Raw genomic sequence first — 26,393 nt, forward strand, 5'->3', positions numbered from 1 at the left:
GCTTGAAAAAAGGCGGCTTGCGCCGCCTAATTCTGTTTAGTCGTCGTTCATTGCACCAAGTAAGTGCAATAGGTGAACGAAGATGTTGTAGATACTTAGGTACAAGCTAACGGTAGCCATGATGTAGTTGGTTTCACCGCCGTTGATGATTCGTGAGGTGTCATACAGAATGAAACCTGAGAACAACAGCACTGAAGCACCTGAAATGGCTAACGAAAAGACCGATACGTTAACGCCCATTAGCGAAGCAACCAGTCCACCTAACGATGCCACGACAATAACCATCAAGCCAACGAAAAGGAAACCGCCCATGAAGGAGAAGTCTTTCTTCGACGTAATGACGTAAGCAGAAAGCGCCAAGAAGATGAAGGCGGTTCCGCCCAAAGCTTGAAGGACAATTTGTGCTCCGCCAGCGAGGCCAAGGTAGGCGTTAATGGTTGGTCCAAGTGACGCGCCCAGTAAACCAGTGAAAAGGAAGACTACACCAAGGCCAGCTGATGAATTTGCGGTGCGTGGCAATACGAACCAAACTAGGGCAATTGCCGCAATCATCATCATTAGAGCGGCGCCACGGCCGAGGCCGATTGCCATTGCACCGCCAGCGCAGATAGCCGAAAACGCTAACGTCATGCTAAGTAGCATGTAGGTGTTTCGAAGCACCTTATTGGTCGCCAGCGCTGAAGGCTGAGCGTAATTAGAAATCTGATCTTGCATAGTTGTAGCTCCTGAAGCTATTTATAGTTTCTCTCTCTATTATGGGGTCAGCGATGGGCAATTTAAAGGTTTTTTCGTGGGAAAAACCGAAGTGAATAAAAATATAGAGGAAGTGACAAAACGTGATTGAAATTGCAGTGTTTTTCAGGGTGAACTGCGAGGATATGATTTACTAAAGCAAAAAAAGGGACCTTGATAGGTCCCTTTGGATATGGCGGAGAGATAGGGATTCGAACCCTAGGACGGCTACTAACCGTCGCCGGTTTTCAAGACCGGTGCTTTCGACCACTCAGCCATCTCTCCGAACACGCCGCCATTATAGCGAGCGTTTTTTACTTGGCAAGAACTATTCAAAAAATGATGCGCTTCCCAATATAAAAGAACTTAGTTTAAGTACTTTTAATAAAAAAGGGACCTTAATAGGTCCCTTTGGATATGGCGGAGAGATAGGGATTCGAACCCTAGGACGGCTACTAACCGTCGCCGGTTTTCAAGACCGGTGCTTTCGACCACTCAGCCATCTCTCCGAACACGCTGGCTATTATAGCGAGCGTTTTTTTCTAGGCAAGTACTTTTTAAAAAATAATGTAAAATCAGTGGCTTACGTGCCAAAGCCACTGATTATTCTAGCTGCTATTGACCGCGAGGGTCGTTAGCAGGGCGCTTCAATACTCGTTTTTCACGTTCCGGAACTGGGTTCGGTGCCGCACCGTCTTGGTAGCTAACTTCGGTGAGTGTAACGACCTCAACGTCAGCTGCCTTGGCGTTAACACGAGGGTCGTTAACGGGGCGTTTCAATTCGCGAGCTGAGCGCTTTACTGGCGCCGGAGCTTCAACTGCTGTTGCGACTTCGATTTCTGCCTCTACTTCGGCAGCGGCTTCTACTTCAACAGGAGCTTCTACTTCGGCAGCGGCTTCTACTTCAACAGGAGCTTCTACTTCGGCAGCGGCTTCTACTTCGGCAGCGGCTTCTACTTCAACAGGAGCTTCTACTTCAACAGGAGCTTCTACTTCAACAGGAGCTTCTACTTCGGTAGCGGCTTCTACTTCAGCAGGAGCTTCTACTTCAGCAGGAGCTTCTACTTCAGCAGGAGCTTCTACTTCAGCAGGAGCTTCTACTTCGGTAGCGGCTTCTACTTCAGCAGGAGCTTCTACTTCGGCAGCGGCTTCTACTTCGGCAGCGGCTTCTGCTTCAGCAGGAGCTTCTACTTCGGCAGGAGCTTCTACTTCGGCAGCGGCTGCTACTTCGACAGGAGCCGAAACAACAGGAGTTGCTTCAGTGTCCGGAGTGGAGGTAACAGCTGTTCCGTTCGCTACCTCAGTGTCATTCACTGCGTCTGCGTTGTTAGTGGCTTCAGCGTGCTTTTCTTCGTCACCAGAGCGTTCTTTTCGCGGCGAGCGAGGAGGCTTCGGTGCAGTCAAGTCGTTAACCGGCAGCTCCTTGGTATTGCGAGGGCGAGCGTCAACTCGTCCATTACGCTCACGCGATGTTTTTTCACTCTTGTCAGTAACAATTGCAATCTCTGCTACGTCGAAGCTAGGGGTAGGTGTGCTTTCTACCTCAGGCTTCTTCGCTTCAACTTTCTTCTCCGTCGCCGTGGTTGGCGTTTGCTCGGTAGAAACTGCTGAATTCTCTACAGCTTCTGGTGCCGCCACGGGTGCATTCGAACGATTACGCTGACGATTACGCGGGCGCTTATTCTGAGGGCGCTTAGCGGGACGCGAGTCGTTAGCTTCCGGGCGTGATTTAGCTTCGTTCGGGCTGCTATCGGCGCCCATCACTGTAGTGACTTCAGGCGGTTGCTCGGTAGAGTGATCACGACGGTTGCGGTTGCCACGGCGCTTGTTGTTGCGAGAGCCTTCGTTGCGGTTGCGACGGTTGCGGTCATTCGGGCGAGCTGGTCTGCCAGAATTACGCTGGTTGCGATGACGTGAACCGTTTTTTGGCGCTTCCTTCGTTTCTTCTTCCTCAGTAAACCAGGCTAAGATTCGTGCGAATAAACCCTTTGGTTCTGCTTTTGCTTTAGGTTTGCGACGGTTATTCTGGCGACCTTTTGGCTTTTCGGCTTCTTTGGCCTTTTCCAGTGTTTGACGCGAAGGCGGCTTCGATGTTGGTACCACGTTCTTGACTGCTGGCGAGTCGATGTCAGCCATGCTGACTTCAGTGGGCTCGGCAGCGGCGAGTGTTTGTGAAGCTTCGTCGCTCAGGCCGATGCTCAAGCTCAATGCGCCTGCCTCGGCATCAGATTCACGAAGTCGAAGTACTTCAAAGTGTGGGGTAACAAGCTCTTGATTCGGTACTATCACAACACGAGAGTCATGACGTGACTCGATGTCTGAAATAGCTTTACGCTTCTCGTTAAGTAAGAAGGTTGCTACTTCGACAGGGGTTACAGCGCGAATTTCGGCTGAATGCTCCTTCTGAGCCTCTTCTTCGATTAGACGCAGGATAGACAGCGCGAGTGACTTGGTGGCACGGATGGTGCCTACGCCAGAACAGCGTGGGCAAACGTGGCCCATGGTCTCGCCCAACGACGGACGCAGGCGCTGACGTGACATTTCCATCAGACCAAAGCGTGAAATTTTCCCGTATTGTGTGCGCGCGCGATCTACTGTGAGGGCTTCACGAACTCGGTTCTCTACAGCTCGCTGATGTTTAGCAGCGCTCATGTCAATAAAGTCGATGACGATCAACCCGCCAATGTCGCGCAATCGCAGCTGACGGGCGATTTCGTCGGCTGCTTCAAGGTTGGTGTTCGCAGCAGTCTCTTCAATGTCAGAACCGCGCGTTGCACGCGCAGAGTTGATGTCAATTGAAACGAGTGCTTCCGTTTGATCGATGACGATCGAGCCGCCTGATGGAAGTGAGACTTCGCGTTGGAAGGCCGTTTCAATCTGGCTTTCGATTTGGAAGCGATTGAACAGCGGAATTGGGTCGTCGTAAAGTTTGATCTTATGGCGAGAATTAGGCATCACTTGATTAACAAATAGTGATGCAAGGTCGAACGCTTCCTTATTATCGATAAGTACTTCGCCAATATCGTTACGAAGGTAGTCGCGAATGGTGCGAAGAATAACGTTGCTTTCGCGGAAGAGGAAGTGCGGTGCTTTCGCTGCGTCAGCTTCAGCTTTGATTGAGGTCCAAACCTGAGTCAGATAATCTAAATCCCATTGGAGTTCGTCAGACGTACGTCCTACACCGGCGGTACGAACAATGACTCCCATGCCATCCGGTGAAGACAGGTTGGACATCGCATCGCGAAGTTGGGCGCGCTCTTCGCCCTCAATACGCCTTGAGATACCTCCAGCGCGAGGGTTGTTTGGCATCAATACTAAGTAGCGACCAGCCAGGCTGATGAAGGTGGTAAGTGCCGCGCCTTTGTTGCCGCGTTCTTCTTTGTCTACCTGAACGATAACCTCAGTTCCTTCGCGAACAAGATCTTTGATCTTTCCACGGCCAGATTCACCCTGGCTCTGTTTACTGAAGTATTCGCGGGAAATTTCCTTTAGCGGCAGGAAGCCGTGTCGCTCTGCACCGTATTCAACGAATGCGGCTTCGAGGCTAGGCTCTACGCGGGTGATCTTACCTTTGTAGATGTTTGATTTTTTTTGCTCGCGAGTACGATTTTCAATATCTAAATCGAACAGACGTTGTCCGTCTACGAGAGCTACACGCAATTCCTCTTGCTGTGTAGCGTTTATTAGCATTCTTTTCATGCGTTCTATTGCTCACTATATGAGTGGCGATGTCGCGTCGAATGCCCGGCTAGGGGTGCTGACCAGCATGACTGCGCGCTGAGGGGCAGGTAGGGTCAACTTATTCTGAGTTAACAGAATGATCCAGTTTTTATCGTCAGTTTTAGTACGACTGACGTGTCATCTTAAACCAAAACGCCTCTGCCTAAGTTTCTAAGCAGCTGCTTATCGTTGGAATTTCTCGATAAGCTTACGTTGAAGTGTGAATCTAATATTACGCCCAGCCTGGGACGTTTCGGCGTTTTCGCCTTTACTTAACATGTAAACTGCCTCAGCAATTTACCTAAAAATTTTGTCTTCGAGCCTAGATCATTAAAAACCGTTGAGGGATCTAGCTACCACCTCGAAATCGCTTTCCGACTACCAATCCGTTCATGTTTAACGGATGCTTTTATTCGGAGTACATATTACAGCGACTCGCGACTATACCACTAATTCTAGTCATGTGGAAGTGTGTGGGGTCAAAGATAGCAATACATAAGTTGAACCTTAACGACATCTATCTGATAAACTTGCCGATATGACAGATAAAGTAATTAGTGACACTGTTCAATTCGTCACCATTAATGATGATCGGGCGGGACAGCGCCTCGATAATTTTCTCATCGCAGTCCTCAAGGGTGTGCCGAAGAGTCGTATCTATCGAATACTCCGCAAGGGCGAGGTGCGAGTCAATAAGAAGCGTGTTAAGCCTGAGTATCGTTTAGCGAACGATGATGTGGTTCGTATCCCACCTATTCGTATTAGCGAAAAAGTCGAAGCGGTAGCAAGCTCCGGTCTTCTAACTGCTATCGAAAGTGCAATCGTGTTTGAAAGTGATGCCTTGATGGTGGTGAATAAGCCGTCTGGTATCGCCGTGCACGGTGGTTCAGGTATTTCATTAGGGTTGATTGAGGCGCTGCGTCAACTTCGACCTGATCAGAAGTTTTTGGAATTGGTCCATCGTTTGGATCGAGATACCAGCGGTTTGATTATGGTGGCGAAAAAACGGGCCATGCTCGTTTGGCTTCATAAACAGCTTCAGCAGGATGGTGTTGATAAGCGTTATCTTGCGCTGGTTGAAGGGCAGTGGTCTAAGCGCAAACTCAAGGTTGATGCGCCGCTTGAAAAAAATACCCTGCAGTCAGGTGAGCGGATGGTTCGTGTAAGTCCGTCTGGTAAGGCTTCGCTGACAAAATTCCAGTTGATCGAGAGCTTGGCGGGAGCGAGTTTGATTGAGGCTAAACCCGTTACGGGAAGAACTCATCAAATTCGCGTGCACACTCAGTATGCGGGTCATGCCATTGCGTGTGATCCTAAGTACGGGAGTGACGAGTTTGCTAGGTTTATGAAGACTAAGGGCTTGAATCGACTTTTCCTGCACGCATGGCGCCTAGTCATTACGCTTCCTGATGGCGAGCAGAAGATCTTCGAAGCGCCGTTAGATGAACGCCTAGATGCGGTGGTTAAGAATCTTAGGGTCAGCGCTTAATGGTTATAGTCTATGACTGGGATGGCACCCTAAGCGATAGCTTGGATGCTATTGTTAGCGCTTTGTCTGATGCGGCGATAGCTTGTGAGTTGCCGTGTTTAGCATCGGCACGCTACCGCGCAATTATTGGTATGAATCTATCGGCAGCTTGTGCTGCGCTCTATCCGGAGGAATCAACGGAAGTACAGCAGCGCTACGCAGAGAGTTATCGTCGGTGCTTTCGTCTAGACAGCGCCACTCGTTTATACGAGGGGGCTGATCAGCATCTATCCGCTATTGCGGCGCTCAGCGGCGTACAGTTAGCTGTCGCCACGGGTAAGAGTCGTGAGGGTTTAGATTTTGCTCTCGAGAGCCTGGGTTATAGTCGGCGTTTTGTCGCCACGAAGACCGCCTCGGAAGCGGAGTCAAAACCATCGCCGGAAATGCTGTTTCAGCTTAACGCTGAACTTGCTGAATCAGAGATGGTGATGATTGGCGATAGCGTTTTGGATGTTGGTATGGGTGTTGCGGCGGGAGCGCATACCATAGGCGTGACTTGGGGGGTTGGTTCACGCGAGCAATTAATTGCTGCGGGTGCTCACCGTGTTGTGAGCAGTTACAGCGAGTTGGAGCAGGTGCTAATCAGGCATCTGGCTCAAAGCATAGCGTAGGCCTTCCTAATCTAACTCGATACCCCCAGTGGGTTAATGCCAATCTCTCGAAGGGTTCTTGCTAGGGTAATAAGCGGTAGCCCTTGTATCGCAGTAGGGTCGCTTGCGTCAATCTGGTCGAATATGAGTGGTCCTAAGGATTCGGTCTTAAAGCTGCCGGCGCAATATAAGGGGTCATCTAGCTCAATGTAACGGCAAAGTTCGCTGTCGAGGGTGTCGGCGCGGAATCTAACTCGCGATTCAACCATGTGCTCAAGGGTTTCACCGTTGCCGCATAGCGTGAATGCGGTGTGAAAAGTTACCCAGTTGCCGCGACTTATTTGTAGTTGTTCAAGCGCAAGTTCTTTGGTGAGCGGTTTGCGGAGTAGTTTGCCGTTGCAGGTAGCGACCTGGTCGCTACCCAAAATCCAGTGGTTTGCTTCGGTGCTTGGAATTGAATTGGCTTTGAGTGTCGCAAGTCGGGCTGCTCGCTGAGCGGGCGGCTCGCCAGTGATTACGGATTCGTCCGCAGCGGGGCTCTGACAGTCAAAAATCACGCCAATTTGAGCTAGAAGTGCTTTTCGACTTGAAGAAGTCGATGCAAGCGTGAGTTTGTATGTCATAATACGGGTACCGTTAAATTTAGTGGTTGAAGGGATATTAAGGGGTTTACCTTAGTCGTCAAGTAGATTTCCCTTTGACTTGTTCGTTGACTATCAATAGAATGCCGCGCCTATGTCAGAGGAACAATTGAACCGACAGCTACCCGATCATGTTGATGGTCGCAAGATGGCTGATCATGATGTTTGTTTAGAAGGTTTTGTCCCCGTGGCAAAACTAGAGCGCCTCGATACGATGACTCGTGAGGCGGGTGATTTACTACCGGTAACGGCAACGTTCCGGCGTAATGAAGCTCGTCACCGTTGGTTGCGTCTTGAAATGCGTTCTGAGCTAACGATAGAATGTCAGCGATGTCTTGAGGGTTATCGTTACCCGATTGAGGTAGATTGCGAGGTCATGCTCGTTCGCGATGATGAAATTGCGAAAATCGTCCCACGACATGTCGAGCCCGTAGTGCTCGACGACGATGCGGTAAGTATTTGGGAGGTTCTCTCTGATGAGATCCTGTTGGTGCTTCCGCAAGTGAGTCAGCATGATGTCGCGCACTGCCAAGGTAGTGCGTCGTTTGAACTTGGCCCCGGGAAGGCCGACGCAAGTGTTGAGCTTGATGTTGAAAACCCATTTAGTGTTTTGGCGAAGTTAAAGAAGTAATTCTTAAACGTCGCTAGAATTGAAGTCACAACGATTTTTGGAGCTATGATCAATGGCTGTTCAGAAGAGTAAGAAAACACGTTCACGTCGCGGTATGCGTCGTTCACATGATGCACTAACAGGTAATGCATTATCAGTTGATTCAGTAACTGGCGAGAAGCACCTTCGTCACCACGTATCAGCTGACGGTTTCTACCGTGGTCGCAAAGTTGTAGACACTGACGGCGAGTAAGCTGTTAGTCAATGCGCTTAGCGATTGATGTGATGAGCGGGGATTTCGGTCCCCGCACATCTGTTCCTGCCTGTATGATGGCATTGGAGCATTTTCCTTTCTTAACCCTCGATCTCGTGGGTGATCCTCAGGCTATTCAAGCCTACACTAGCTCGCTCTATCACCATCGTTTCAGAATTGTTTCCGCCGCTACTACTATCACTCAAAGTGCCTCTATTGGCGAAGCGCTTCGCGGTGCCGTTGGCAGTTCCATGCGCGTGGCCTTGGAACAGGTTTCGTCAGGCTTAGCTGACGGCGCTGTGAGCGCTGGTAATACTGGTGCACTCGTAGCCTTGAGTTGTAAATTAATTGGTTGTTTGGAGGGGATTAAACGGCCTGCTATTTGCGCTCAGCTCCCACGAAAAGATGGTTGCTTCTTTTTGCTTGATTGCGGGGCAAACCTTACTGTTAGTGCCGATCAGCTTCATGAGTTTGCGGTGATGGGGGATGCGCTGGCGCGTGGAGTCGGGAGTGTTAAGACGCCACGGGTAGCGCTGCTTAATGTGGGTAGTGAAGAGTCAAAGGGGAATCCAGTTGTTCGCGGCGCTGCCGATAAGATTGGTGCTAACAAGTCGATCTGCTTCGACGGTTTCATCGAAGGTCATGAGCTTTTTGATTCCTCTGTGGATGTGATTGTTTGCGATGGGTTTGTTGGCAATGTTGCCCTGAAGACGACCGAGGGGTTAGCGCTCCACCTACGCGACCGCGTTAGTATGTCGGTTTCACGGGGCTGGCGCCGTTTATTTACGCCGCTTACCAAATTACTACTTCGCAAGGCAGTGAATTGGCTAAATCCACGGCGATATAATGGCGCTAGCTTATTAGGCTTGTCGAAAGTTGTGGTAAAAAGTCACGGATCGGCAAATGTTGAGGCATTTTACGCCGCAATTGATTGCGCTATCCGAGAGGTTAACGCAAAATTGCCCCAGCAAATTGAGTCGCAGATATCTCAGCACTCAACAGAAGCTAACTAAGCATAAAATTATAGAGGTTTTAATAACCCATGAATAACGCAGCATTAGCCTTTGTCTTTCCCGGACAGGGGTCTCAAAAAATTGGCATGCTAGCAGAGCTAGCTGAGCAACATAGCATCGTTGGTGAAACCTTTGCTGAAGCGAGTGACATCTTAGGTTACGACCTTTGGGCGCTCTGTCAGCAGGGCGAGCAAGATGCCATTAATCAAACCGCCGTGACTCAACCTTTATTGCTAACCGCTTCTATAGCGGCGTTTCGCATTTGGCAGCAGCAGAGTACAGTGCTCCCTGCTTACGTAGCGGGGCATAGTTTAGGTGAGTGGTCAGCGCTGGTTGCCGCCGATGTAGTCGACTTTGCCGACGCGGTAAGGTTGGTTCAGCGCCGTGGCGAGCTTATGCAGGCAGCGGTGCCTGCAGGTGAAGGTGGTATGGCCGCTATCCTTGGTCTTACTGATGAGCAAGTTATTAGTGTATGCGCTGATGCCGATGCTCACGCCGTGAACTTTAACTGCCCTGGGCAGGTAGTGATTGCGGGAACTGCCGCCGCGGTTGATGCGGCGGTTGAAGGCGCAAAGCAAGCCGGAGCTAAGCGAGCCATTCCGTTGGCAGTTAGTGCGCCGTTTCATACTCCCATGATGAAGCCTGCAGCCGAAGCGCTAGCGACAGACATCGCCGCAACAGAGTTCCGAGCGCCTCGTATCCCTGTGGTCCATAATGTGACAGCGAATACTGAGTCGTCCGCAGACACCATCAAGCAGCTAATGGTTGAGCAGGTGTATTCGGCGGTAAAGTGGACGCAGTCTGTTGAGTTTATGATTAATGCGGGTATCGAAGCGACTATTGAGTGTGGAACTGGAAAGGTTCTCTGTGGTCTTAATAAAAAGGTATCACGTGGACTACAGGTTGCGTCCCTCGAAGATGCAGCGGGTTTAGAAAAAGCACTAGGATTGGTGAATTAATATGTCAGAGAATAAAATCGCGTTGGTTACTGGCGCAAGCCGAGGCATTGGTAAAGCTATTGCCGCGGCGCTAGGTGAAGCTGGGTTTACGGTAATTGGTACCGCAACGTCTGAGTCTGGTGCAGAGGCCATTAGTGCTCGATTTGCTAGCGAAGGGATCACCGGCTGTGGAATGATGTTGAACGTCACCAGCGCAGAGCAGGTTGAGGCAACAATTAAGCAAATTACCGCTGATTTCGGAGCTCCCACTGTATTGGTAAATAATGCAGGCATCACCAAAGACAATATTATGTTGCGGATGAAGGAAGATGAGTGGAATGATGTCATTAATACCAACTTGTCCTCAGTGTATCGCGTGACCAAGGCTTGTCTTCGCGGTATGACTAAAGCGCGTTGGGGTCGAATCATCAACATTGGCTCCGTTGTGGGGCAGATGGGTAATGTTGGCCAGGCGAATTATTGTGCCACTAAAGCAGGCGTAGAGGGTTTCTCGCGCTCCGTTGCAAAGGAACTAGGTTCGCGCGGCGTTACGGCTAACACGGTAGCACCAGGCTTTATTCAGACTGATATGACCGATGAATTAACCGAAGAGCACAAGGCGATGATGTTGTCTAATGTGCCTGCTGGGCGCCTAGGTCAGCCCGAAGAAATTGCCGCCGTTGTTGCATTCCTAGCAAGTGATGCAGCCGCCTACATTACTGGCGAAACTATTCATGTGAATGGTGGTATGTACATGTAGGGTGTTTGTGGTCACAGTTTTTGGGGTTTTTCACTGGAATCTGTCCACAATCACGGGTAATATCTCGTCCTATATTTCATAAGCACGTACAAAACGTGCAACATTAACCTCTATCGGAGAAGATGGATATTATGAGCAGCATCGTAGATCGCGTTGTAAAAATCGTCGCAGAGCAACTTAACGTTAAAGAAGATGAAGTCACACTAGACGCGTCTTTTGTTGAAGACCTTGGCGCAGATTCACTAGACACTGTTGAGTTGGTAATGGCTCTTGAAGAAGAGTTCGATACAGAAATTCCTGACGACGAAGCAGAAAAAATCACTACAGTTCAGTTGGCAGTTGATTACATCAACGCAAACCTAGACGACTAATATCGTCTCTGTAGTAAAAGAAGCCGCACTAGGTTACTAGTTGCGGCTTTTTTTATGCTAGATTAAGCAATAATTTTTAGTGTAATGGAGTAGCCATGTCGAAGCGACGTGTAGTAGTAACTGGAGTTGGGGGGCTAACCCCGCTTGGTAACGATATCGCCACTACTTGGGCGAATCTACTAGCTGGTAAGAGCGGAATCGCATCGCTGACGAAGTTCGATACGAGTGCCTTTACCACCCATTTCGGTGGGTCGATTAAAGACTTTGATGTGTCACCCTATCTTTCGCCCAAGGATGCTCGAAAGATGGATCTCTTTATGCAATATGGTATTGCTGCGGCCGTCCAAGCTGTTAATGACTCGGGGATAGACTTTGAGGCTGAGAATAGTGAACGCTGTGGCGCAGCAATAGGCTCTGGTATCGGCGGCATCGGTTACATTGAGTCAGCACGGCAGATTATCGATACCAAAGGCCCTAGGAGAATGAGCCCATTCTTTGTTCCAGGATCAATTATCAACATGATTGCCGGTAATGTCGCAATTCAGTATGGGCTCAAGGGGCCTAATGTCGCCATCACTACGGCTTGCACAACGGGAACGCATAATATTGGCTTTGCCGCGCGAATGATTGAATATGGTGACGCCGACGTGATGATCGCTGGGGGCGGCGAAATGGCAACAACCGAAGTCGGCTTAGGCGGTTTTGCCGCAGCCAGAGCATTGTCTACGCGTAATGATAACCCTGGCGCCGCAAGTAGGCCGTGGGATCAAGACCGAGATGGTTTTGTTCTCTCTGATGGCGCTGGGATGCTCGTTCTCGAAGAGCTGGAACACGCCAAGGCTCGTGGTGCAAGCATCTACGCCGAGCTATCAGGCTTTGGTATGAGCGATGACGCGTATCACATTACCTCACCGCCAAGCGATGGTGCTGGAGCTGCTCAATCAATGCGGATGGCGCTTAATAATGGTGGTTTGAACCCAGACGAGTTGCACTATATTAACGCTCACGGTACCTCTACACCGGCGGGAGATATTGCTGAGTGCTTGGCAATCAAATCCGTTCTTGGTAATCATGCGGATCAAGTCGCAATCAGTTCCACCAAGTCAATGATTGGTCACCTATTAGGGGCCGCCGGAGCGGTAGAGGCAATTTTCAGTGTGCTGGCAATTCGCGACCAAGTCGCACCGCCAACCATTAATCTAGATAATCCTGATGAAGGCTGCGACTTAAACTTTGTGCCGCATACCAGCCAAGAAAGGGTGATTAACTCGGCGTTATCTAATTCTTTTGGCTTTGGCGGGACTAATGGTTCGCTTCTATTTACTCGGTATTTAGGTGACTAGGTTCTGGATAGACGGGGTTGAGAACGGACCGATACCCAGCGACAACCGTTCATTGATGTATGGCGAGGGAGTCTTCGAAACCCTACGGGTGATTGACCATCAACTTCCTCTACTTCGCTATCATTGGCAGAGAGTAACCGAGGCGGCGGAACAGCTGGGTTTATGCGTCAGTCTTGACGTTGCTGAAAACTTTATTCGCTCACTGGATTTGACGGGCATACAGTGGCTGCGTTTACAGTGGTCTCCGCGCTCAACTGGGAGGGGGTATGGCGCGCAGGATAGGGCGGCGCCTTGCCACCTTTTGATCTGGGCGGGAAGTGAACTAACTTCAGACGCTAGTGGAGTAAAACTCAGACGTTTAACTACGCAGCTACCACGGCGAAGTTTTTCCCATGGTTTAAAAATGGTGAGCGCTCCAGAATATAGTCAAGCCGCTAGGGAGTTAGCAGCACTTGTACCAACTCACTCGGTGAGTGACGGACTATTACTCACCTCAAAGGGTGATGTGATTGAAACAACGCGTAGTAATATTATTTTTATTGGCTTGGAAGGCATCGTAACGCCTTGTTTGCGCGAGTATGGTGTTGGCGGTGTGATGCGAAGGGCACTCCTGGAGCAAGCCAAACTAAAGGGATGGAAGGTTGTTGTTAGACCTATTCATTACCGGGAACTTGACAGCTTTACGAGTGTATACGTTAGTAATGCGCTGATGGGATGCCGTCCGGTTGATCAGATTGACAGTCACTACTACTCACCTAGCAATACCTTTAATTTTGAGGCCTTGTCCAGAGAGCTTGGATTTAATGATGATTAAGAAAATGCTAATAGGCCTCATTTTGGGGCTGCTTCTGTTATTTACCGCGGCGTTTGTCGTAGATCGCCATTGGCAGCACCAGTGGACTGGGCCGCAGCTAACAGAAGATAGAATCTATACGATTGCCCCAGGTAGATCGCAGCGTGCGATTCTTCGTGATTTGGCTGCTATGGAGCTAGTGCCTTCATCCATCTGGTTTCAGCGCTGGTTAGGCTGGAAGGGTATAGCTTCCGTTCAATCTGGCGAGTATCAACTTAACGCCGGTGAAACTGCCGAGGTGATTTGGAACCGACTGGCCGTCGGTGACGTTAAACGCTACCAGCTCACTATTATTGAAGGAATGAGTGTGCGCGAAATTATCGCCTTGCTTCAGGGGCATGAAGCGCTTTCCTATGATATCGACGGTGTTTCGCCAATTGAACTAGCCCACCAGATGAATATAGATACCGCGTCAGCCGAAGGGTGGCTGGCACCCTCCACCTACTATTTTCATCGCGGCGATAGCGCACTTGAATTATTGCAGCGCTCAAGGCGCCTAATGGAAGAATGGCTTAGCGAAGCTTGGGAGAACAGAGCTGATACTGCGGCGGTTACTACGGCCTATGAAGCGCTGATCCTGGCATCAATTATCGAGAAGGAGACGGGCGTAGCAGCGGAACGTCCAGAGATTTCTGCCGTATTTACGTCAAGGTTAAACTTGGGCATGCGACTGCAAACGGACCCCACCGTTATTTATGGGATGGGAGATCGCTTCGATGGTGATATTCGCCGGCGGGATCTACGCGAAGCGACGGCCTGGAACACCTATGTGATTCGAGGCTTACCGCCAACACCTATTGCAAGCCCAAGTCGGGAGGCAGTTATCGCGGCGGTAAATCCTGGCGACGGAGATTATCTTTATTTCGTTGCCAAGGGTGACGGCAGCCATTATTTTAGTCGTACGCTCGAAGAGCACAATCGGGCAGTACGTGAATATCAGTTGAAGGGACGCTAATTGTGAGTACCGGAAAGTTCATTACCATCGAGGGTGGCGAGGGCGTGGGTAAGTCATCTAATCATCGCTTTATCGCTGAGTTTTTAAGTGCTCAGGGGCTGGAAGTGATAGAGACGCGCGAGCCCGGTGGTACCCCTCTTGCTGAAGAAATTCGCGAGCTGCTACTGACTAAGCGTTCCGAGGTGATGTCGCCGACGGCTGAATTACTGTTAATGTTTGCCGCACGCGCCCAGCATTTAGAGCAAGTAATTAAGCCAGCGCTGCAACGCGGTGCGTGGGTGCTCTGTGATCGTTTTACCGATGCAACCTACGCCTATCAAGGGGTTGCTCGAGGGTTGGGGACGGATTTTATCATTGAACTAGAGCAATCTGTCCAGGGCTCGCTGCGTCCCGATCTTGTTGTCCTTCTTGATCTCGATCCTCGAATCGGCATGGCCCGTGCTCAAAATCGCGGTGAAACTGATCGGATAGAACAGGAAAATATTGAGTTCTTCGACCGAGTGCGCAGTGGCTATCTTGCCCGAGCGGCCGCAAATCCCGAGCGTTTCTTAATCGTTGATGCCTCGGTAGAACTTGAGGGAGTTCAGGAACAGATCGCTAGCGGTCTAACTAAGGTCTTAGGTTGCGCATCGGCATGATTGAATCTTTAGCTGACTACCCATGGATCGCGGGCTCAATCGATAACATAAAGCAGCGGGCTACGGCCGGCTCGCTCGCTCACGCGTTATTGTTGGCGAGTCCTCCGGGGATAGGAAGTGATCTCTGGGCGTCAACCCTTTCTCAATCGCTGCTCTGCGAACGGGATAAGTGGGAGCAGGGGTGCGGCTGCCAGAGTTGTAATTGGTTTGCCGCCGGTAGCCACCCCGATTACAAAGTAATCCAGACCGAGGAAAAGTCGGCAGTCATTAAGGTTGCTCAGATTCAAGCCGTCGTTGATTTTGTTGTTAAGACGTCGCAGTGTGGTACTAAGGTCATTCTTATTAAGGATGCTGAGAGAATGAATTTGAGTGCGTCAAATGCGCTCTTGAAGACCTTAGAAGAACCTCAAGGTAACTGCTACATTTTGTTGCATTCCAACAGCCCCGGAAGACTACTACCCACTATCCGCAGTCGGACCCAATTACAGCAGCTCGACGTTCCAAGCAAGGCTCAGACGGTCGAATTCTTAACAGCTCGAGGTGTAGAGGAATTACCGCGGTTATTTGCCAAGCGGGCACTGGTCGCACCTCTGCAGCTAGTAGAACTGTTAGCTTCGGATGACTATGCAGATCGAAAGCGTTGGCTATTGGCATTAGCAGAGAAACAATCTATCGATGTACTTCAGGCTGCGAAGAAGTTCTCGTCCACTAAGATCGATGATTGTATTTATTGGTGGATAGCGTATGTTCAAGAGGCTATTCGTCAGATTGATCAGCCTGATCACAATTGGTTTGCGTTCTTAGCGAAACTAACTTCGCTCTATGATCGCTTATTATCGGGTGCTAACCCCAACGCACAGTTGACACTTGAGACGCTGTTAATGGATTGGTATCGGATGAGTCGCAAGTTTGATTTTCATTTAGAAGAAGATGTAACAATTAAAAGGTTAAGTGAATGAGTAATGCAGGATCGGGCGGTTTTTTAAATCACAAGTTTCAGGATGGCGCTTCGTTATATGCGGCTTATATGCCATTTTTGAAGGATGGCGGGGTATTTATCGCTACGCATCGTCAGTTCAATATGGGCGATGAAGTCTTTCTGGCCTTAAGTTTTCTTGACGACCCTCAGAAGTTTGGTGTGACAGGAAAAGTCGTTTGGCTCACACCTCGAGGAGCTCAGACGGGCAAGCCTGCTGGAGCTGGATTCCAGTTCGTCGAAGATGAGCAAAACGTAAAACAGCATATTGAGCAGCTGCTCACAGGAACCTTGTCGTCAGCACGACCAACGCATACCCTATAATATGAGATTAATTGATTCACACTGTCACCTAAACCGTTTACACGTCACCGCGGCAGAGGCGATTGCCGATGCCCATGCGCGAGGCGTTACCGGAATGATGTGTATCGGCGTTGATGCCGACACAATGCCCGAGGTGCTGCGAATTGCGGAAAATTATCAGTCAGTTTGGGCATCGGTAGGTATTCATCCTCTATCGGTTTCGGATGGGTTCGATCACCAACAGCTATTGCAATGGTTAAGTCATGACAAAGTTGTTGCTATTGGCGAAACGGGATTGGACTATCACTATCAAAAAGAAGCTGTTCAGCTAGCTAAGCAGCGAGAAAGTTTCGAATGGCACTTGCAGCAATCTAAAGTACTGCAAAAGCCCGTTGTGATTCATACTCGGGCGGCCGAGAAAGATACTTTGGCGCTCATTAACGAGTATGGATGTCCCAGGGCAGGGGGAATTCTGCATTGCTTCACCGAGCGCTGGGAAATGGCGAAGGCAGCGCTAGATTTCGGCTATCACATTTCCATCTCTGGGATTGTGACCTTTGGTTCGGCCTCGGAGCTGCGCGAGGTTACTCGAAAGATCCCCCTAGACCGGCTATTAATTGAAACCGACGCGCCTTGGCTAACTCCAGCCCCCAACCGCGGTAAGCCAAATTTACCTGGATATGTCCGTGACGTTGGTGAATACATAGCAGAATTGCGCGGCATTTCCTTTGAGGCATTGGCCGAACAGACCGCAGAAAATTTCACTCAGCTGATGAAACTTTAAACTAACCATCATGACTCCCGAACGCTTTGCATTTTTTAATCATTTAATTGATCACCGACAACTCGACTTAACGCTGGTTAATGACGGAATCCACAAACAGCAAAATTTGTCTGCCATTCTGAGAACCTGCGACGCCGTTGGGATTGCTCGAATTCATCGGGTGTTCGATCATCGGAGCGCCCGAACTTTTCGCGGCACCGCCGCAGGTAGTCATAAGTGGGTTGACGTCGTTACACATGAAACGTCCAGCGAGGCAATTTTGCCGTTAAAGGAGCAGGGTTTTCAAATTGTGGCAGCCCACCTGACCGAATCTTCGGTTGACTTCAAGGCGATTGACTACACCAAGCCTACGGCTATCGTCATGGGAAATGAGAAGTTTGGCGTCAGCGATGAAGCCTTGGCACTCTGTGATCATGTGGTAACTATTCCAATGATCGGCGCGGTGGAATCGCTGAATGTTTCCGTGGCCGCGGCATTGATTCTCTATGAGGCGATGCGCCAGCGAGAGCATACCGAAGCGTTCGGCGTAAGACAGATGGGAGAGGAAGCGGCGCAAAAACTACTCTTTGAGGTGACGCAACCCAGGTTGATGCGCTACTGTATTGAAAAGAAGATTGATTATCCTGAATTGGATGAGAACGGTGAGCTGCGCTCTCCAGAACGCTGGATTGCTGCATTAAGGGCTCAGAAATAAATATTACACTTTCTCTGCATCCAAACGCTTGTCTAGAGCGTCAATATTAATAACTCAAACACGAAAGAGAATTTTACTATGACCAACGCACTTTTTAAGCATCTTGCAATTGCCGGTTTGGCGAGTGCTGTTAGCTTTCCAGCAATGGCAAATGCCCCAATATCGTTCACCTTTGTTACGGATGAAATTGTTGAAGGACAGCAGGACCAAGAGGTCGAAGCTGAGTCTGAGGGCGAAATTGAAGTGGTTGAAGAGACATCGCCACTGATTGAAATTATCGTTGATGATGGCAGTGAGGAAGGTAAGCGAGCGATAAGCTTTAGCGTCAGTGATGATGAAGGGGCCGAACGTGTTTTTATTATTAATGAGGACGGAGAGGAAGTTGAGATTGCTCGCAGCGAAGTGATTCGTGAGCGGGTAGATGCACTTCGTTCACGTATTGAATCAGGTGAACGTGTAGCGCGAGAGATGGAAGTTCGTGAGTTTGATACCGAATTTGAAATGGCTATGCGTGAGCTGGAACGAGCGGGCGCCGAAACGGAGTCTCTGGATCGTGATCAGTTACACTCTTGGTTAGTGCTTCGAGAGCAGAAGAAATCTGAAGAAAACTTTTGGAAGGAAGTACTGATACCCATTACAGCAATGGTTTCAGTATTCGGAATGCCAGTATTCATTGTAGGCCTAGTAAGCTATTTTAGATTCCGTCGTCGTCGCGAAGTGACACACACCATCGGTGATATCGTGGCGAAGAATCCAACATTAGATAATGACCGTCTTGAAGAGATTAAAGGATTACTCTCAGACACACCTGCTGCAGCGAAGTCGGCACGAGCAGTTGATCGAGACCTCCGTCGCGGTGCGATCCTAACGGCAATTGGCGCAGGTATTCTGATTTATCAGCTATTCAATTGGAAGTTTGACTCACTCATTGTGGCGTTAGTCCCCTTGTTCATCGGTATCGCTTATCTGTGGCTTCACAAGATTTCGCCGAAAACCACTGAGCAAGTGTAAAGGAATTTAGATTATGGCGATCAGTGAGGAAGATCTGGTCGCTCGAGTACAAAGTAAACAATGTCAGCACGCCTTTGGTGAACTAGTTAAGATGTATCAAAGTGATGTGCGACAGCTACTGCGGAAATTAACAGGTGGCGATATGGCTACCGCCGATGATTTGGCTCAAGATACGTTTATTAAGGCGTTTAAAGGGGTCAAAAATTTTCGGAAAGAAGCAGGCTTTAAAACGTGGTTATTTCGTATTGCTTGGAACGTGTACAGAGATCATTATAGATCGAAGAAGCGCCGACCAGAAGACTACGTTGAAGAAGTTCCAGAAACTGAGGTTGAATCGGACTTTAATGCGCCGATGAAAAGCAAGGCTCTGGAGGCGGCATTGAGTACTTTGTCGAGCGATCAACGCATGGCAATCTACTTATGTTTGCAACAAGAGATGACACAGCAGGAAGCAAGTACTATTATGGGTCTACCACTTGGTACTGTGAAATCTCATGTTAACCGAGGAAAGGCTAAGTTAGCGTCGCTACTAGCTGGATGGCAAAGAGAGGGTGAATATGGCTAAAGACATAGATGATAGATGGTTGGAGTCACTGCTGAATGACAGTGATGAGAGCAACCATTACATCCCAGACGACGGTTTCAGCGCCGGCGTGATGCATGCCATTGCTCAAGAGCAGATGGCGCGCTATCAAAAATGGCGCAAAGTGATAATCGTCTTATCGGCTTTACTTGCAGCAGTTGCCGTGTTCTACGGTAGCGCAGGCTTTTCAGTCGGTGATTTTATCCAACAGATGTTCGCGAGGTTTGACTTTGTAGTCTTGGTCCCAGCAAGTGCTCTCATTGCGGTGGCAATGTCGGCAGGGTGTACCTTACTACTTCGTGATTAACGCACCGAACTTAACGAATTAATCATGCATAGAAGCCGACATTTGTCGGCTTTTTTTTGTTTGCAAAGCCCTCAGCGCATAATCTTCTTATTTTCCCGTTCAGTCTTCGAAAAAGATGGTCGTAAATACCCAAATTCGGTTAGCATGATCGCAGTTTTGCAGTATTTGTCTAAAATCTAGACATACACTCTATGTACCGTACTTGGTGGAATCTACATGACCTTTAATTTTTCTACTTTTGCCAATCAAATCGCTGATGTCGACCGCTACTTTATTCGTTCGGAATCCTCGGTTGCACAGGATCTATTGCAAGTCGTTAGCACGCTAAAAGAGCAGCCTGAGCAAGTTAAGGACAACGCCTTACAGCTCATTAACTACATTCGCGAATCGTCAAAGAATACGATTGGTGTTGAGAGTATGCTTCGCGAGTATTCGCTCTCAGAGGCTGAGGGTATTTTGCTGATGTGCCTGGCAGAATCATTGCTACGTGTGCCCGATGGTCTTACTGCAGACAGGTTGATTGCTGACAAGATTGTCGCGGGTGATTGGGGCGAATATGTGGGTAAGGGTGATTCTTGGCTGATGAATGCCTCGTCGTGGGGGCTATTCTTAACTGGGAAGTTCTTGAATTTGGGGAAGCTCGACTCGGAGCGTGCTAAGCGATCGTTGAGCGGTACTATCAGAAGAGTAGGCGAACCGGTCATTCGCTCCTCGGTAAAAATTGCCATGGCGGTGATGGGCAAGCAATTCGTGTTGGGCGAAGACCTCGGCGAAGCGTTTAAGAAGGCCGCTAAATGGGAAAAAGACGGTTATCGTTATTCCTATGATATGTTGGGCGAAGGTGCTCGCACCATGGCTGATGCGGATCGCTACTTTAAGGCCTATGCGGATGCGATTAAAAGTATTGCAAAAGTAGCCAAGGGTGCTGGTCCAATCAATGGTCCAGGCATCTCAATTAAGCTTTCGGCGCTTCATCCTCGCTATCAGTTCACGCAAGATCAGCGCGTTCAAAGTGAGCTATTCAATCGTCTTATGGAATTGACGCTTCTCGCCAAGGATGCGGACCTTAACCTCACCATTGATGCCGAAGAGGCGGATCGTCTGTCGCTATCACTAGGTCTTATTGAGCGAGTCATGTCCGATGAGCGGTTGGGTGATTGGGGTGGCTTCGGCTTGGCGGTACAGGCCTATCACAAAGCGACACCTGTGGTACTTAATTTCATCCGCGAGCTGGCGCAAGCTAATAACCGTAAGATGATGGTTCGACTAGTAAAAGGCGCTTATTGGGACTATGAAATTAAGCATGCCCAGGAAGGTGGTCATGCCAATTTCCCAGTCTATACACGTAAAGAAACAACTGATGTCAGCTACCAAGTGTGTGCGGCCCAGTTGTTAGCGAGTAGAGAGTGGATCTATCCGCAATTCGCTACCCACAACGCTATCACCACGAGTCATATTCTGGCGATGACTGATGATCACACGGGCTTTGAGTTCCAGAGACTCCATGGTATGGGCGAACATCTGTTCGAAGGTATGAAACAGCAGGGTATCTACGATGGCCCAGTGCGCATCTACGCGCCAGTTGGTGAACATGAACACCTACTTGCCTATTTAGTTCGTCGACTCCTTGAAAATGGCGCTAACTCTAGCTTCGTTAATAAAATTTCCGATCCCGATGTGCCAGCGGAAGAACTGATCGAAGACCCAGCCCAGAAACTGCACGCGCATTCCACTTTGGCGCACCCGAAGATTGATCTACCCCAGCGGATACTTGGTGCACGGAGTAATTCTAATGGCTGGAATTTGGAGTTGCTGTCAGATCAGACCGAAGCTTATGCTGGGATTGCTGAGGTAGATGATGTGATTAAGCGGCTAGCGGAGAACGAATTCTCGGGCTGCGCCTACGAGATTATTGACCCTGCTGCCGTAGCACCACCCATCACCACCACCACGCTAATGTCGGCTGAAGATTGTAAGGTGGCATTGGCGCATTTGTCCTACGAGTCATGGGCGCAGCTTGGCAGTCCGGCTAGGGCGGTAATGCTGTTGAAACTAGCCGACCTCCTCGAGGAGAATAAGGTTGAACTGGCAGCATTGTTAATCAGAGAAGCCGGGAAGCTTGCCACAGATGCCGATGCGGAGATCCGTGAGGCGATTGATTTTTGCCGGTATTACGCCATGGATGCTGATAAGTCCAGTGGCAGAAGTCCACTTGGGAAGGTGTTATGCATTAGCCCATGGAACTTCCCGCTAGCCATTTTCCTTGGGCAAGTTGCGGCATGCCTCGCGGCTGGTAACGCAGTATTAGCTAAACCGTCAGAGCAGGCCATGATGGTTGCTAAGCGCGCAGTTGAATTGGCGTACGAGGCAGGTATCCCGTCCGAGGTTCTCCAGTTGATACCTACGGACGGTGCGACGGCTGGCGGGGCGTTATTATCGGATCCTGAGGTTGCTGGTATCATCTTTACTGGATCAACTAAAACCGCGCAGCACATTCAATCCACCGTTGCTAAACGCGGCGGAAGAATGCCGGTAATTGTTGCGGAGACAGGCGGGCAGAATGCGATGGTTGTTGACTCAACCGCCTTACCAGAGCAAGTCACGGACGATGTAATTCGTTCAGGGTTTCAAAGCGCAGGACAACGTTGCTCGGCGCTGCGCGTCCTGTTGCTCCAAGAAGATATTGCAGACAGTGTGATCGCGATGATTAGTGGCGCGATGAAGGAGCTGCAGATAGGTGACCCAAAACATCCTTCAATTGACGTAGGTCCCGTCATTGATGAAGCGGCTTTGGCCCGATTAACCGCTCACGAATCTCGAATGAAGGGCGTGGCTAAGTTAGTCTATCAATGTGATCTGCCTGCCGATACCGAGGGGGGGCTTTTCTTCCCGCCTACGCTCTACGAAATTGACTCACTGGATACGCTCACTGAAGAAGTCTTCGGTCCTGTCGTTCACGTTTTACGCTACAAAGCAGCGGATTTTGATTCCGTCTTTGAACAAATTAATGCCACGGGGTTCGGCCTCACTATGGGTATCCATAGTCGTATTGACTCACATGTGAACACGGCGGTACGCAAGTCAGGCGCCGGAAACGTCTATGTAAATCGCAATATTATCGGTGCAGTAGTTGGGGTACAGCCGTTTGGCGGTTGCGGGCTTTCTGGTACTGGACCGAAGGCGGGAGGTCCGAATTACCTCTCTCGTTTCCTAGACTATGCACCGCTACAAGCACAACAGGTTGATTACAGTGGTACCGGGATTGAATCCAAGAGTTTGCCCGCCAAATGGCAATCACTAAGTGTCGCGCAGCGCTGGGAATTACTGCGTCAGGCCGAGGGTGAGGGAGTGATTGTTTATCACTGGGCTCATGACCTTGTGGCAACAAAAGAGGTCATGCCGGGCCCAACGGGCGAGCTGAACACACTGGAATTACGCCCACGCGCAACGGTTTGGATTGATCCAAACGTACAGCACGAACAGGCTCGAGGGCTTATTCTGTTGGCACTATTGGCTGGAAACCGCGTGGCGATGAGCAGTAATGCGGAGATCCCAGCTCGATGGAGCTGTTTGGCAGAGCAGGGCGCGTTCGAGTTAGTGGATTTACCCAACCGAGCGGCACATGTGAAGTTGCTGGCGTCGGGGCGTTTTAGCGTGTTGGTGATGGCTCAGGACAACGAATTATTAGCGGCAACGGCTGAGGTGAACGGAGCGCTGCCAATCATAGTTGATTCATTCGATCAGCATTTGGCATTGCAGCGTTTTAGCCATGAGGTTACCGTAAGTGTCAATACTACGGCGGCTGGCGGTAACGCAGCCTTGATGGCCTCAGTAGATTAAGTTTTTTAGGTTGGTCGAAATCGCTAGCAAAAGGGAAAGGCTGTGCAGAAAATTGGCATAATGTCGTTGGGTGGAACAATTACCATGGGGCAGAGTGGGCTAGATGGGGCACTGCCTGATCTGAGCGCGGAGGATATCTGTGCCGCGTTACCTCAGCTTGACGAAATAGCGGAAGTACATTGTTGCACTATTCGAAAAGTGGGTTCACCCAGTCTAAGGATGGAAGATCTCTTCGATGTCATTGACCGTGTCAATGCATGGCGAGCTGATGGTATTCATAGTTTTGTCCTTCTTCAAGGTACCGATACCCTTGAGGAAACGGCGTTTGGCTTGGATCTAATGCTTGGCCAGAGTGGCGCTAGCTTAGTGGTCACAGCGGCGATGCGTGATCCGAAACAGCTTGGCGCCGATGGTTTTGCTAACCTGCTAGCGAGCGCTCGTGTTGCGCTTCATCCTCGGACCCCCGAGATGGGAGTGGTAGTAGTTATTAATGATGAGATCCATGCGGCGCGCTTAGTGGAGAAGCGACATGCCTTTAGCCTGCGCGCCTTTCAGTCGCCAAATTTGGGGCCGGTGGGATGGATTGTTGAGTCGAGGGCACGTTATGTGGCAGCGCCAAGTCGTCTAGACATTGGCTATCAGGGGGGGCGTAAAAAAGTAGCCATTCCACTGATTCGCTGTGTTTTTGATATGGATGATGTTTTAGTGGGAGCGGTTGCTGCTTCCGATGTTCCTGCCGTTGTTGTGGAGGGTGTTGGCGGTGGTAATGTCAGCGCGAGTATCAGCGATGCCGTAGAGGCGCTGGCGGCCTCCAAGCATGTTGTCATTTGCTCACGAACTGGAGGCGGCGAGGTGTTGGCGTCAAGTTATGGCGAGACCGGATCAGCAGGACCTCTCGTTCGCGCTGGGTGCATTAACGGCAGTACGCTAGATGGCCTAAAGGCACGAATTTTATTACTGGTGCTGTTGGCGGATGGAGCCGATGACGAACGTTTGCGCGCGGTATTTAGTCGTGTTGGTCAGCTTTATCTTCAGTAGCACAGATCCGCTATCTTCTTGGCAGTGGCACCTCAATTTCTCTGAACCTTCTCGGTTCCTCCCATTGTTTTCGAGTTAAGGAAAAAAATGAATCTTGATGCAGTTGAGCAATACGCCGGCCTAGCCGAATCTGAGTCCAGCCTTTTTGCGCCAGGTTTGGCCGAATGGCAGCCTGAGCTATCAGGCGAAATGGATTTAGTTATTGATGACAACGGGCGTTGGTTTCATGAGGGAACAGAGATAAAACGCGCGCGACTGGTTAACCTTTTTACCCGAATACTCCGTCGTGAGGGTGACGATTACTTCTTACTTACTCCGGTAGAGAAGTGGCGAATCAAGGTAATGAGTTATCCGCTTTGGGTTTCGCTCTTGGAAGATGTGCAAGGAAAGTGCTTGTTAACACTCAGTTGTGGTTATCAGTTAGCCCTCGATCAGAATTCAAGGCCGAGGTTAGAGGCGGATTCAGTTGTGGTGGATGTGGCGCCCAATATGTGTGCGAAGCTCCACCGCAACGCCTACTACGATTTTGTTGAGCGCTTACGTGAGGATGATCAAGGCTACTTCTTGGAAATAGGCGATGAGCGCCTTCGTGTTGACGGCTAATTGCTTAAGCTAGTAAGACACCGGAACGCTACTTATTGTTCTATATGGCTCGCTTGAGAAGTTCAAAGCGGCTGCCATCACTCACTACATAGTAATAGTGATCAGTCCAATCTCCCAATACCACGCGTTGAAACTCGCCAAGATCGTGTATTTTAGGGCGGTGAGTATGGCCATGAATAATCACTTGGGCGGCGGTATCTAGGTGAAGCTGCTCAACGGCCGCACTATTCACATCCATGATGTTATCGGCTTTATTGGCATTTGACTGTTGACTCTGTTGGCGGAGATGAAGCGCGATGGCCTTACGCTCAGCTAAGGGTTTGGCAAGTAATGCTTGTTGCCATTCATCGCTTCGGCTCAGCTTACGAAACGCTTGGTACTCTTCGTCATCCGTACACAATTCGTCGCCATGACAAAGCACCCAGTTTTCCCCGGTATCTTGTTCGATAAGGTAGGGCGAGTGGATGAGGGTAAGGCCGGCTGAGTTAGCCCATTGTTCACCCAGTAGGAAATCTCGATTTCCGTGCATAAAGAAAACGTTAATATCGCGGGCTTTTAATTCCGAAAAGTGCATGGCGAGTTGGCTAAGCCAGGTGGCGTCATCATCGTCGCCAACCCAAGCTTCAAATATATCGCCAAGCAAGTAGAGTTCACATCCAGCAGGTAACTCATTCAAAAGGACGAGCAGGGCGTTGTAACGCTCGTCCTGACCGTCGAGGTGAAGATCTGAAATAAATATGCGTTGCATGTGAACTCTCCGTGCGAACTAAGCGGAATTAGGCGACCGTAGCGCGCTCGATGACCACAGTTTCCTTAGGTACATCCTGATGACCGCCGGTGCTGCCAGTAGCCACTTTCTTAATCTTCTCAATCACATCAAGACCATCGGTCACTTTACCGAATACGGCGTAACCCCAACCATGGGTGTCCTTTGATTTGTGGTTCAAGAAAGCATTGTCAGCAACGTTGATGAAGAATTGTGCTGTTGCAGAGTGAGGGTCCATGGTTCTAGCCATTGCGATAGTGCCAACGTCATTTGTCAGGCCGTTATCGGCTTCATTTTCAATAGGCGCTTCAGTTGTTTTCTGGCTCATATCGGCATTGAAGCCACCACCTTGAATCATAAAGTTGTCAATGACGCGGTGAAAAATCGTGCCGTCAAAAAATCCAGACTCTACGTATGAAAGGAAGTTAGCAACGGTTTTAGGTGCTTTTTCCGCGTTAAGTTCTAGGGTGATGTCACCGTAGTTGGTATGTAAAATCACAGACATTGATAAATTCCTTCGCTCTTTAGCTACAGCGTGGTTAA

27 protein-coding genes and 2 tRNA genes are annotated in these 26,393 nt (G+C 49.6%); 22 read left to right on the forward strand and 7 right to left on the reverse strand.

Annotation, left to right across the window (positions count from 1 at the left end; all coding sequences use genetic code 11):
* Positions 1 to 36 precede the first annotated feature (36 nt).
* From DFR27_RS04280 to rne, 4 genes are all read right to left on the reverse strand, one after another.
* Positions 37 to 714 (reverse strand): Bax inhibitor-1/YccA family protein, encoded by a 678-nt coding sequence (locus DFR27_RS04280; protein ID WP_121876241.1) that lies wholly within the window; start codon positions 712 to 714, stop codon positions 37 to 39.
* 212 nt (positions 715 to 926) lie between these two features.
* A tRNA-Ser gene (locus DFR27_RS04285) sits at positions 927 to 1,017 on the reverse strand.
* A gap of 133 nt (positions 1,018 to 1,150) precedes the next feature.
* Positions 1,151 to 1,241 (reverse strand) — tRNA-Ser (locus tag DFR27_RS04290).
* Positions 1,242 to 1,347: 106 nt separating this feature from the next.
* Entirely contained in the window at positions 1,348 to 4,431 is a 3,084-nt protein-coding gene (rne, locus tag DFR27_RS04295) for a ribonuclease E (protein WP_121876242.1), read from the reverse strand.
* 559 nt (positions 4,432 to 4,990) lie between these two features.
* On the opposite strand from rne, the gene rluC reads away from it, so the two are divergent.
* Both rluC and DFR27_RS04305 read left to right on the forward strand, forming a co-directional pair.
* On the forward strand, positions 4,991 to 5,941 hold the full coding sequence (gene rluC / locus DFR27_RS04300; protein WP_121876243.1) for a 23S rRNA pseudouridine(955/2504/2580) synthase RluC: 951 nt from the start codon (positions 4,991 to 4,993) through the stop codon (positions 5,939 to 5,941).
* Positions 5,941 to 6,591 carry an HAD-IA family hydrolase gene (locus DFR27_RS04305; protein WP_121876244.1) on the forward strand — a complete coding sequence of 217 codons (651 nt, stop codon included), beginning with the start codon at positions 5,941 to 5,943 and terminating at the stop codon, positions 6,589 to 6,591. Before rluC ends, DFR27_RS04305 begins: the two co-directional genes overlap by 1 nt.
* Positions 6,592 to 6,602: 11 nt before the next feature.
* On the opposite strand, the gene DFR27_RS04310 is transcribed toward DFR27_RS04305, so the two are convergent.
* On the reverse strand, positions 6,603 to 7,193 hold the full coding sequence (locus DFR27_RS04310) for a Maf family protein (protein WP_121876245.1): 591 nt from the start codon (positions 7,191 to 7,193) through the stop codon (positions 6,603 to 6,605).
* Between the two features lie 112 nt (positions 7,194 to 7,305).
* On the opposite strand from DFR27_RS04310, the gene DFR27_RS04315 reads away from it, so the two are divergent.
* The 20 genes from DFR27_RS04315 to DFR27_RS04410 all read left to right on the forward strand — a co-directional run bounded on the left by DFR27_RS04315 (position 7,306) and on the right by DFR27_RS04410 (position 25,084).
* Positions 7,306 to 7,842 (forward strand): YceD family protein, encoded by a 537-nt coding sequence (locus DFR27_RS04315; RefSeq protein WP_121876246.1) that lies wholly within the window; start codon positions 7,306 to 7,308, stop codon positions 7,840 to 7,842.
* A gap of 52 nt (positions 7,843 to 7,894) precedes the next feature.
* Entirely contained in the window at positions 7,895 to 8,074 is a 180-nt protein-coding gene (rpmF, locus tag DFR27_RS04320; protein ID WP_121876247.1) for a 50S ribosomal protein L32, read from the forward strand.
* Between the two features lie 11 nt (positions 8,075 to 8,085).
* Positions 8,086 to 9,087 carry a phosphate acyltransferase PlsX gene (plsX, locus tag DFR27_RS04325; protein ID WP_121876248.1) on the forward strand — a complete coding sequence of 334 codons (1,002 nt, stop codon included), beginning with the start codon at positions 8,086 to 8,088 and terminating at the stop codon, positions 9,085 to 9,087.
* A 29-nt stretch (positions 9,088 to 9,116) separates the two neighbouring features.
* Complete coding sequence (fabD, locus tag DFR27_RS04330; RefSeq protein WP_121876249.1) at positions 9,117 to 10,046, forward strand: ACP S-malonyltransferase; 930 nt, start codon at positions 9,117 to 9,119, stop codon at positions 10,044 to 10,046.
* 1 nt (position 10,047) lies between these two features.
* On the forward strand, positions 10,048 to 10,785 hold the full coding sequence (fabG, locus tag DFR27_RS04335; protein ID WP_121876250.1) for a 3-oxoacyl-ACP reductase FabG: 738 nt from the start codon (positions 10,048 to 10,050) through the stop codon (positions 10,783 to 10,785).
* Positions 10,786 to 10,916: 131 nt separating this feature from the next.
* Complete coding sequence (acpP, locus tag DFR27_RS04340; protein ID WP_121876593.1) at positions 10,917 to 11,156, forward strand: acyl carrier protein; 240 nt, start codon at positions 10,917 to 10,919, stop codon at positions 11,154 to 11,156.
* A gap of 95 nt (positions 11,157 to 11,251) precedes the next feature.
* Entirely contained in the window at positions 11,252 to 12,499 is a 1,248-nt protein-coding gene (fabF, locus tag DFR27_RS04345) for a beta-ketoacyl-ACP synthase II (RefSeq protein ID WP_121876251.1), read from the forward strand.
* A complete protein-coding gene (locus DFR27_RS04350; protein ID WP_147434517.1) occupies positions 12,492 to 13,313 on the forward strand; it encodes an aminotransferase class IV in 822 nt (273 codons plus the stop codon). Before fabF ends, DFR27_RS04350 begins: the two co-directional genes overlap by 8 nt.
* Positions 13,303 to 14,307: an endolytic transglycosylase MltG gene (gene mltG / locus DFR27_RS04355; RefSeq protein ID WP_121876253.1), complete on the forward strand. Its 1,005-nt coding sequence runs from the start codon at positions 13,303 to 13,305 to the stop codon at positions 14,305 to 14,307. Before DFR27_RS04350 ends, mltG begins: the two co-directional genes overlap by 11 nt.
* A gap of 2 nt (positions 14,308 to 14,309) precedes the next feature.
* On the forward strand, positions 14,310 to 14,945 hold the full coding sequence (gene tmk, locus DFR27_RS04360; RefSeq protein WP_121876254.1) for a dTMP kinase: 636 nt from the start codon (positions 14,310 to 14,312) through the stop codon (positions 14,943 to 14,945).
* Complete coding sequence (locus DFR27_RS04365; protein WP_121876255.1) at positions 14,942 to 15,904, forward strand: hypothetical protein; 963 nt, start codon at positions 14,942 to 14,944, stop codon at positions 15,902 to 15,904. The genes tmk and DFR27_RS04365 overlap by 4 nt, the downstream gene beginning before the upstream one ends.
* Entirely contained in the window at positions 15,901 to 16,245 is a 345-nt protein-coding gene (locus DFR27_RS04370; protein WP_121876256.1) for a PilZ domain-containing protein, read from the forward strand. The genes DFR27_RS04365 and DFR27_RS04370 overlap by 4 nt, the downstream gene beginning before the upstream one ends.
* Before the next feature lies 1 nt (position 16,246).
* The gene (locus DFR27_RS04375; protein ID WP_121876257.1) at positions 16,247 to 17,008 is read left to right on the forward strand and encodes a TatD family hydrolase; all 762 of its coding nucleotides are present in this window, start codon (positions 16,247 to 16,249) and stop codon (positions 17,006 to 17,008) included.
* A gap of 10 nt (positions 17,009 to 17,018) precedes the next feature.
* On the forward strand, positions 17,019 to 17,702 hold the full coding sequence (trmH, locus tag DFR27_RS04380) for a tRNA (guanosine(18)-2'-O)-methyltransferase TrmH (RefSeq protein WP_121876258.1): 684 nt from the start codon (positions 17,019 to 17,021) through the stop codon (positions 17,700 to 17,702).
* A 78-nt stretch (positions 17,703 to 17,780) separates the two neighbouring features.
* A complete protein-coding gene (locus tag DFR27_RS04385) occupies positions 17,781 to 18,713 on the forward strand; it encodes a DUF6249 domain-containing protein (protein ID WP_121876259.1) in 933 nt (310 codons plus the stop codon).
* A gap of 13 nt (positions 18,714 to 18,726) precedes the next feature.
* Positions 18,727 to 19,278 carry an RNA polymerase sigma factor gene (locus DFR27_RS04390; protein ID WP_121876260.1) on the forward strand — a complete coding sequence of 184 codons (552 nt, stop codon included), beginning with the start codon at positions 18,727 to 18,729 and terminating at the stop codon, positions 19,276 to 19,278.
* The gene (locus DFR27_RS04395) at positions 19,271 to 19,603 is read left to right on the forward strand and encodes a DUF5056 domain-containing protein (RefSeq protein WP_121876261.1); all 333 of its coding nucleotides are present in this window, start codon (positions 19,271 to 19,273) and stop codon (positions 19,601 to 19,603) included. The genes DFR27_RS04390 and DFR27_RS04395 overlap by 8 nt, the downstream gene beginning before the upstream one ends.
* A gap of 216 nt (positions 19,604 to 19,819) precedes the next feature.
* A complete protein-coding gene (gene putA / locus DFR27_RS04400) occupies positions 19,820 to 23,443 on the forward strand; it encodes a bifunctional proline dehydrogenase/L-glutamate gamma-semialdehyde dehydrogenase PutA (protein WP_121876262.1) in 3,624 nt (1,207 codons plus the stop codon).
* Between the two features lie 42 nt (positions 23,444 to 23,485).
* Complete coding sequence (locus DFR27_RS04405; protein ID WP_121876263.1) at positions 23,486 to 24,481, forward strand: asparaginase; 996 nt, start codon at positions 23,486 to 23,488, stop codon at positions 24,479 to 24,481.
* A gap of 87 nt (positions 24,482 to 24,568) precedes the next feature.
* Positions 24,569 to 25,084, forward strand: coding sequence for a DUF1285 domain-containing protein (locus DFR27_RS04410; RefSeq protein WP_121876264.1), 516 nt, complete (start codon positions 24,569 to 24,571; stop codon positions 25,082 to 25,084).
* Positions 25,085 to 25,124: 40 nt separating this feature from the next.
* Here DFR27_RS04410 and DFR27_RS04415 read toward each other — a convergent pair whose 3' ends face one another.
* Together DFR27_RS04415 and DFR27_RS04420 are read right to left on the reverse strand one after the other, a co-directional pair.
* The gene (locus DFR27_RS04415) at positions 25,125 to 25,832 is read right to left on the reverse strand and encodes a UDP-2,3-diacylglucosamine diphosphatase (RefSeq protein WP_121876265.1); all 708 of its coding nucleotides are present in this window, start codon (positions 25,830 to 25,832) and stop codon (positions 25,125 to 25,127) included.
* A 28-nt stretch (positions 25,833 to 25,860) separates the two neighbouring features.
* Positions 25,861 to 26,355: a peptidylprolyl isomerase gene (locus DFR27_RS04420; RefSeq protein ID WP_121876266.1), complete on the reverse strand. Its 495-nt coding sequence runs from the start codon at positions 26,353 to 26,355 to the stop codon at positions 25,861 to 25,863.
* Positions 26,356 to 26,393: the final 38 nt, after the last annotated feature.

Source organism: Umboniibacter marinipuniceus, assembly GCF_003688415.1.
In the GTDB taxonomy this organism is placed as follows: domain Bacteria; phylum Pseudomonadota; class Gammaproteobacteria; order Pseudomonadales; family DSM-25080; genus Umboniibacter; species Umboniibacter marinipuniceus.

Bases quoted from the DNA above. Each gene is read 5' to 3' on its own strand.
- DFR27_RS04280 (WP_121876241.1), bottom strand. From the start codon at position 714: ATGCAAGATCAGATTTCTAATTACGCTCAGCCTTCAGCGCTGGCGACC.
- rne (WP_121876242.1), bottom strand. From the start codon at position 4,431: ATGAAAAGAATGCTAATAAACGCTACACAGCAAGAGGAATTGCGTGTA.
- rluC (WP_121876243.1), top strand. From the start codon at position 4,991: ATGACAGATAAAGTAATTAGTGACACTGTTCAATTCGTCACCATTAAT.
- DFR27_RS04305 (WP_121876244.1), top strand. From the start codon at position 5,941: ATGGTTATAGTCTATGACTGGGATGGCACCCTAAGCGATAGCTTGGAT.
- DFR27_RS04310 (WP_121876245.1), bottom strand. From the start codon at position 7,193: ATGACATACAAACTCACGCTTGCATCGACTTCTTCAAGTCGAAAAGCA.
- DFR27_RS04315 (WP_121876246.1), top strand. From the start codon at position 7,306: ATGTCAGAGGAACAATTGAACCGACAGCTACCCGATCATGTTGATGGT.
- rpmF (WP_121876247.1), top strand. From the start codon at position 7,895: ATGGCTGTTCAGAAGAGTAAGAAAACACGTTCACGTCGCGGTATGCGT.
- plsX (WP_121876248.1), top strand. From the start codon at position 8,086: ATGCGCTTAGCGATTGATGTGATGAGCGGGGATTTCGGTCCCCGCACA.
- fabD (WP_121876249.1), top strand. From the start codon at position 9,117: ATGAATAACGCAGCATTAGCCTTTGTCTTTCCCGGACAGGGGTCTCAA.
- fabG (WP_121876250.1), top strand. From the start codon at position 10,048: ATGTCAGAGAATAAAATCGCGTTGGTTACTGGCGCAAGCCGAGGCATT.
- acpP (WP_121876593.1), top strand. From the start codon at position 10,917: ATGAGCAGCATCGTAGATCGCGTTGTAAAAATCGTCGCAGAGCAACTT.
- fabF (WP_121876251.1), top strand. From the start codon at position 11,252: ATGTCGAAGCGACGTGTAGTAGTAACTGGAGTTGGGGGGCTAACCCCG.
- mltG (WP_121876253.1), top strand. From the start codon at position 13,303: ATGATGATTAAGAAAATGCTAATAGGCCTCATTTTGGGGCTGCTTCTG.
- DFR27_RS04365 (WP_121876255.1), top strand. From the start codon at position 14,942: ATGATTGAATCTTTAGCTGACTACCCATGGATCGCGGGCTCAATCGAT.
- DFR27_RS04370 (WP_121876256.1), top strand. From the start codon at position 15,901: ATGAGTAATGCAGGATCGGGCGGTTTTTTAAATCACAAGTTTCAGGAT.
- DFR27_RS04375 (WP_121876257.1), top strand. From the start codon at position 16,247: ATGAGATTAATTGATTCACACTGTCACCTAAACCGTTTACACGTCACC.
- trmH (WP_121876258.1), top strand. From the start codon at position 17,019: ATGACTCCCGAACGCTTTGCATTTTTTAATCATTTAATTGATCACCGA.
- DFR27_RS04385 (WP_121876259.1), top strand. From the start codon at position 17,781: ATGACCAACGCACTTTTTAAGCATCTTGCAATTGCCGGTTTGGCGAGT.
- DFR27_RS04390 (WP_121876260.1), top strand. From the start codon at position 18,727: ATGGCGATCAGTGAGGAAGATCTGGTCGCTCGAGTACAAAGTAAACAA.
- DFR27_RS04395 (WP_121876261.1), top strand. From the start codon at position 19,271: ATGGCTAAAGACATAGATGATAGATGGTTGGAGTCACTGCTGAATGAC.
- putA (WP_121876262.1), top strand. From the start codon at position 19,820: ATGACCTTTAATTTTTCTACTTTTGCCAATCAAATCGCTGATGTCGAC.
- DFR27_RS04410 (WP_121876264.1), top strand. From the start codon at position 24,569: ATGAATCTTGATGCAGTTGAGCAATACGCCGGCCTAGCCGAATCTGAG.
- DFR27_RS04415 (WP_121876265.1), bottom strand. From the start codon at position 25,832: ATGCAACGCATATTTATTTCAGATCTTCACCTCGACGGTCAGGACGAG.
- DFR27_RS04420 (WP_121876266.1), bottom strand. From the start codon at position 26,355: ATGTCTGTGATTTTACATACCAACTACGGTGACATCACCCTAGAACTT.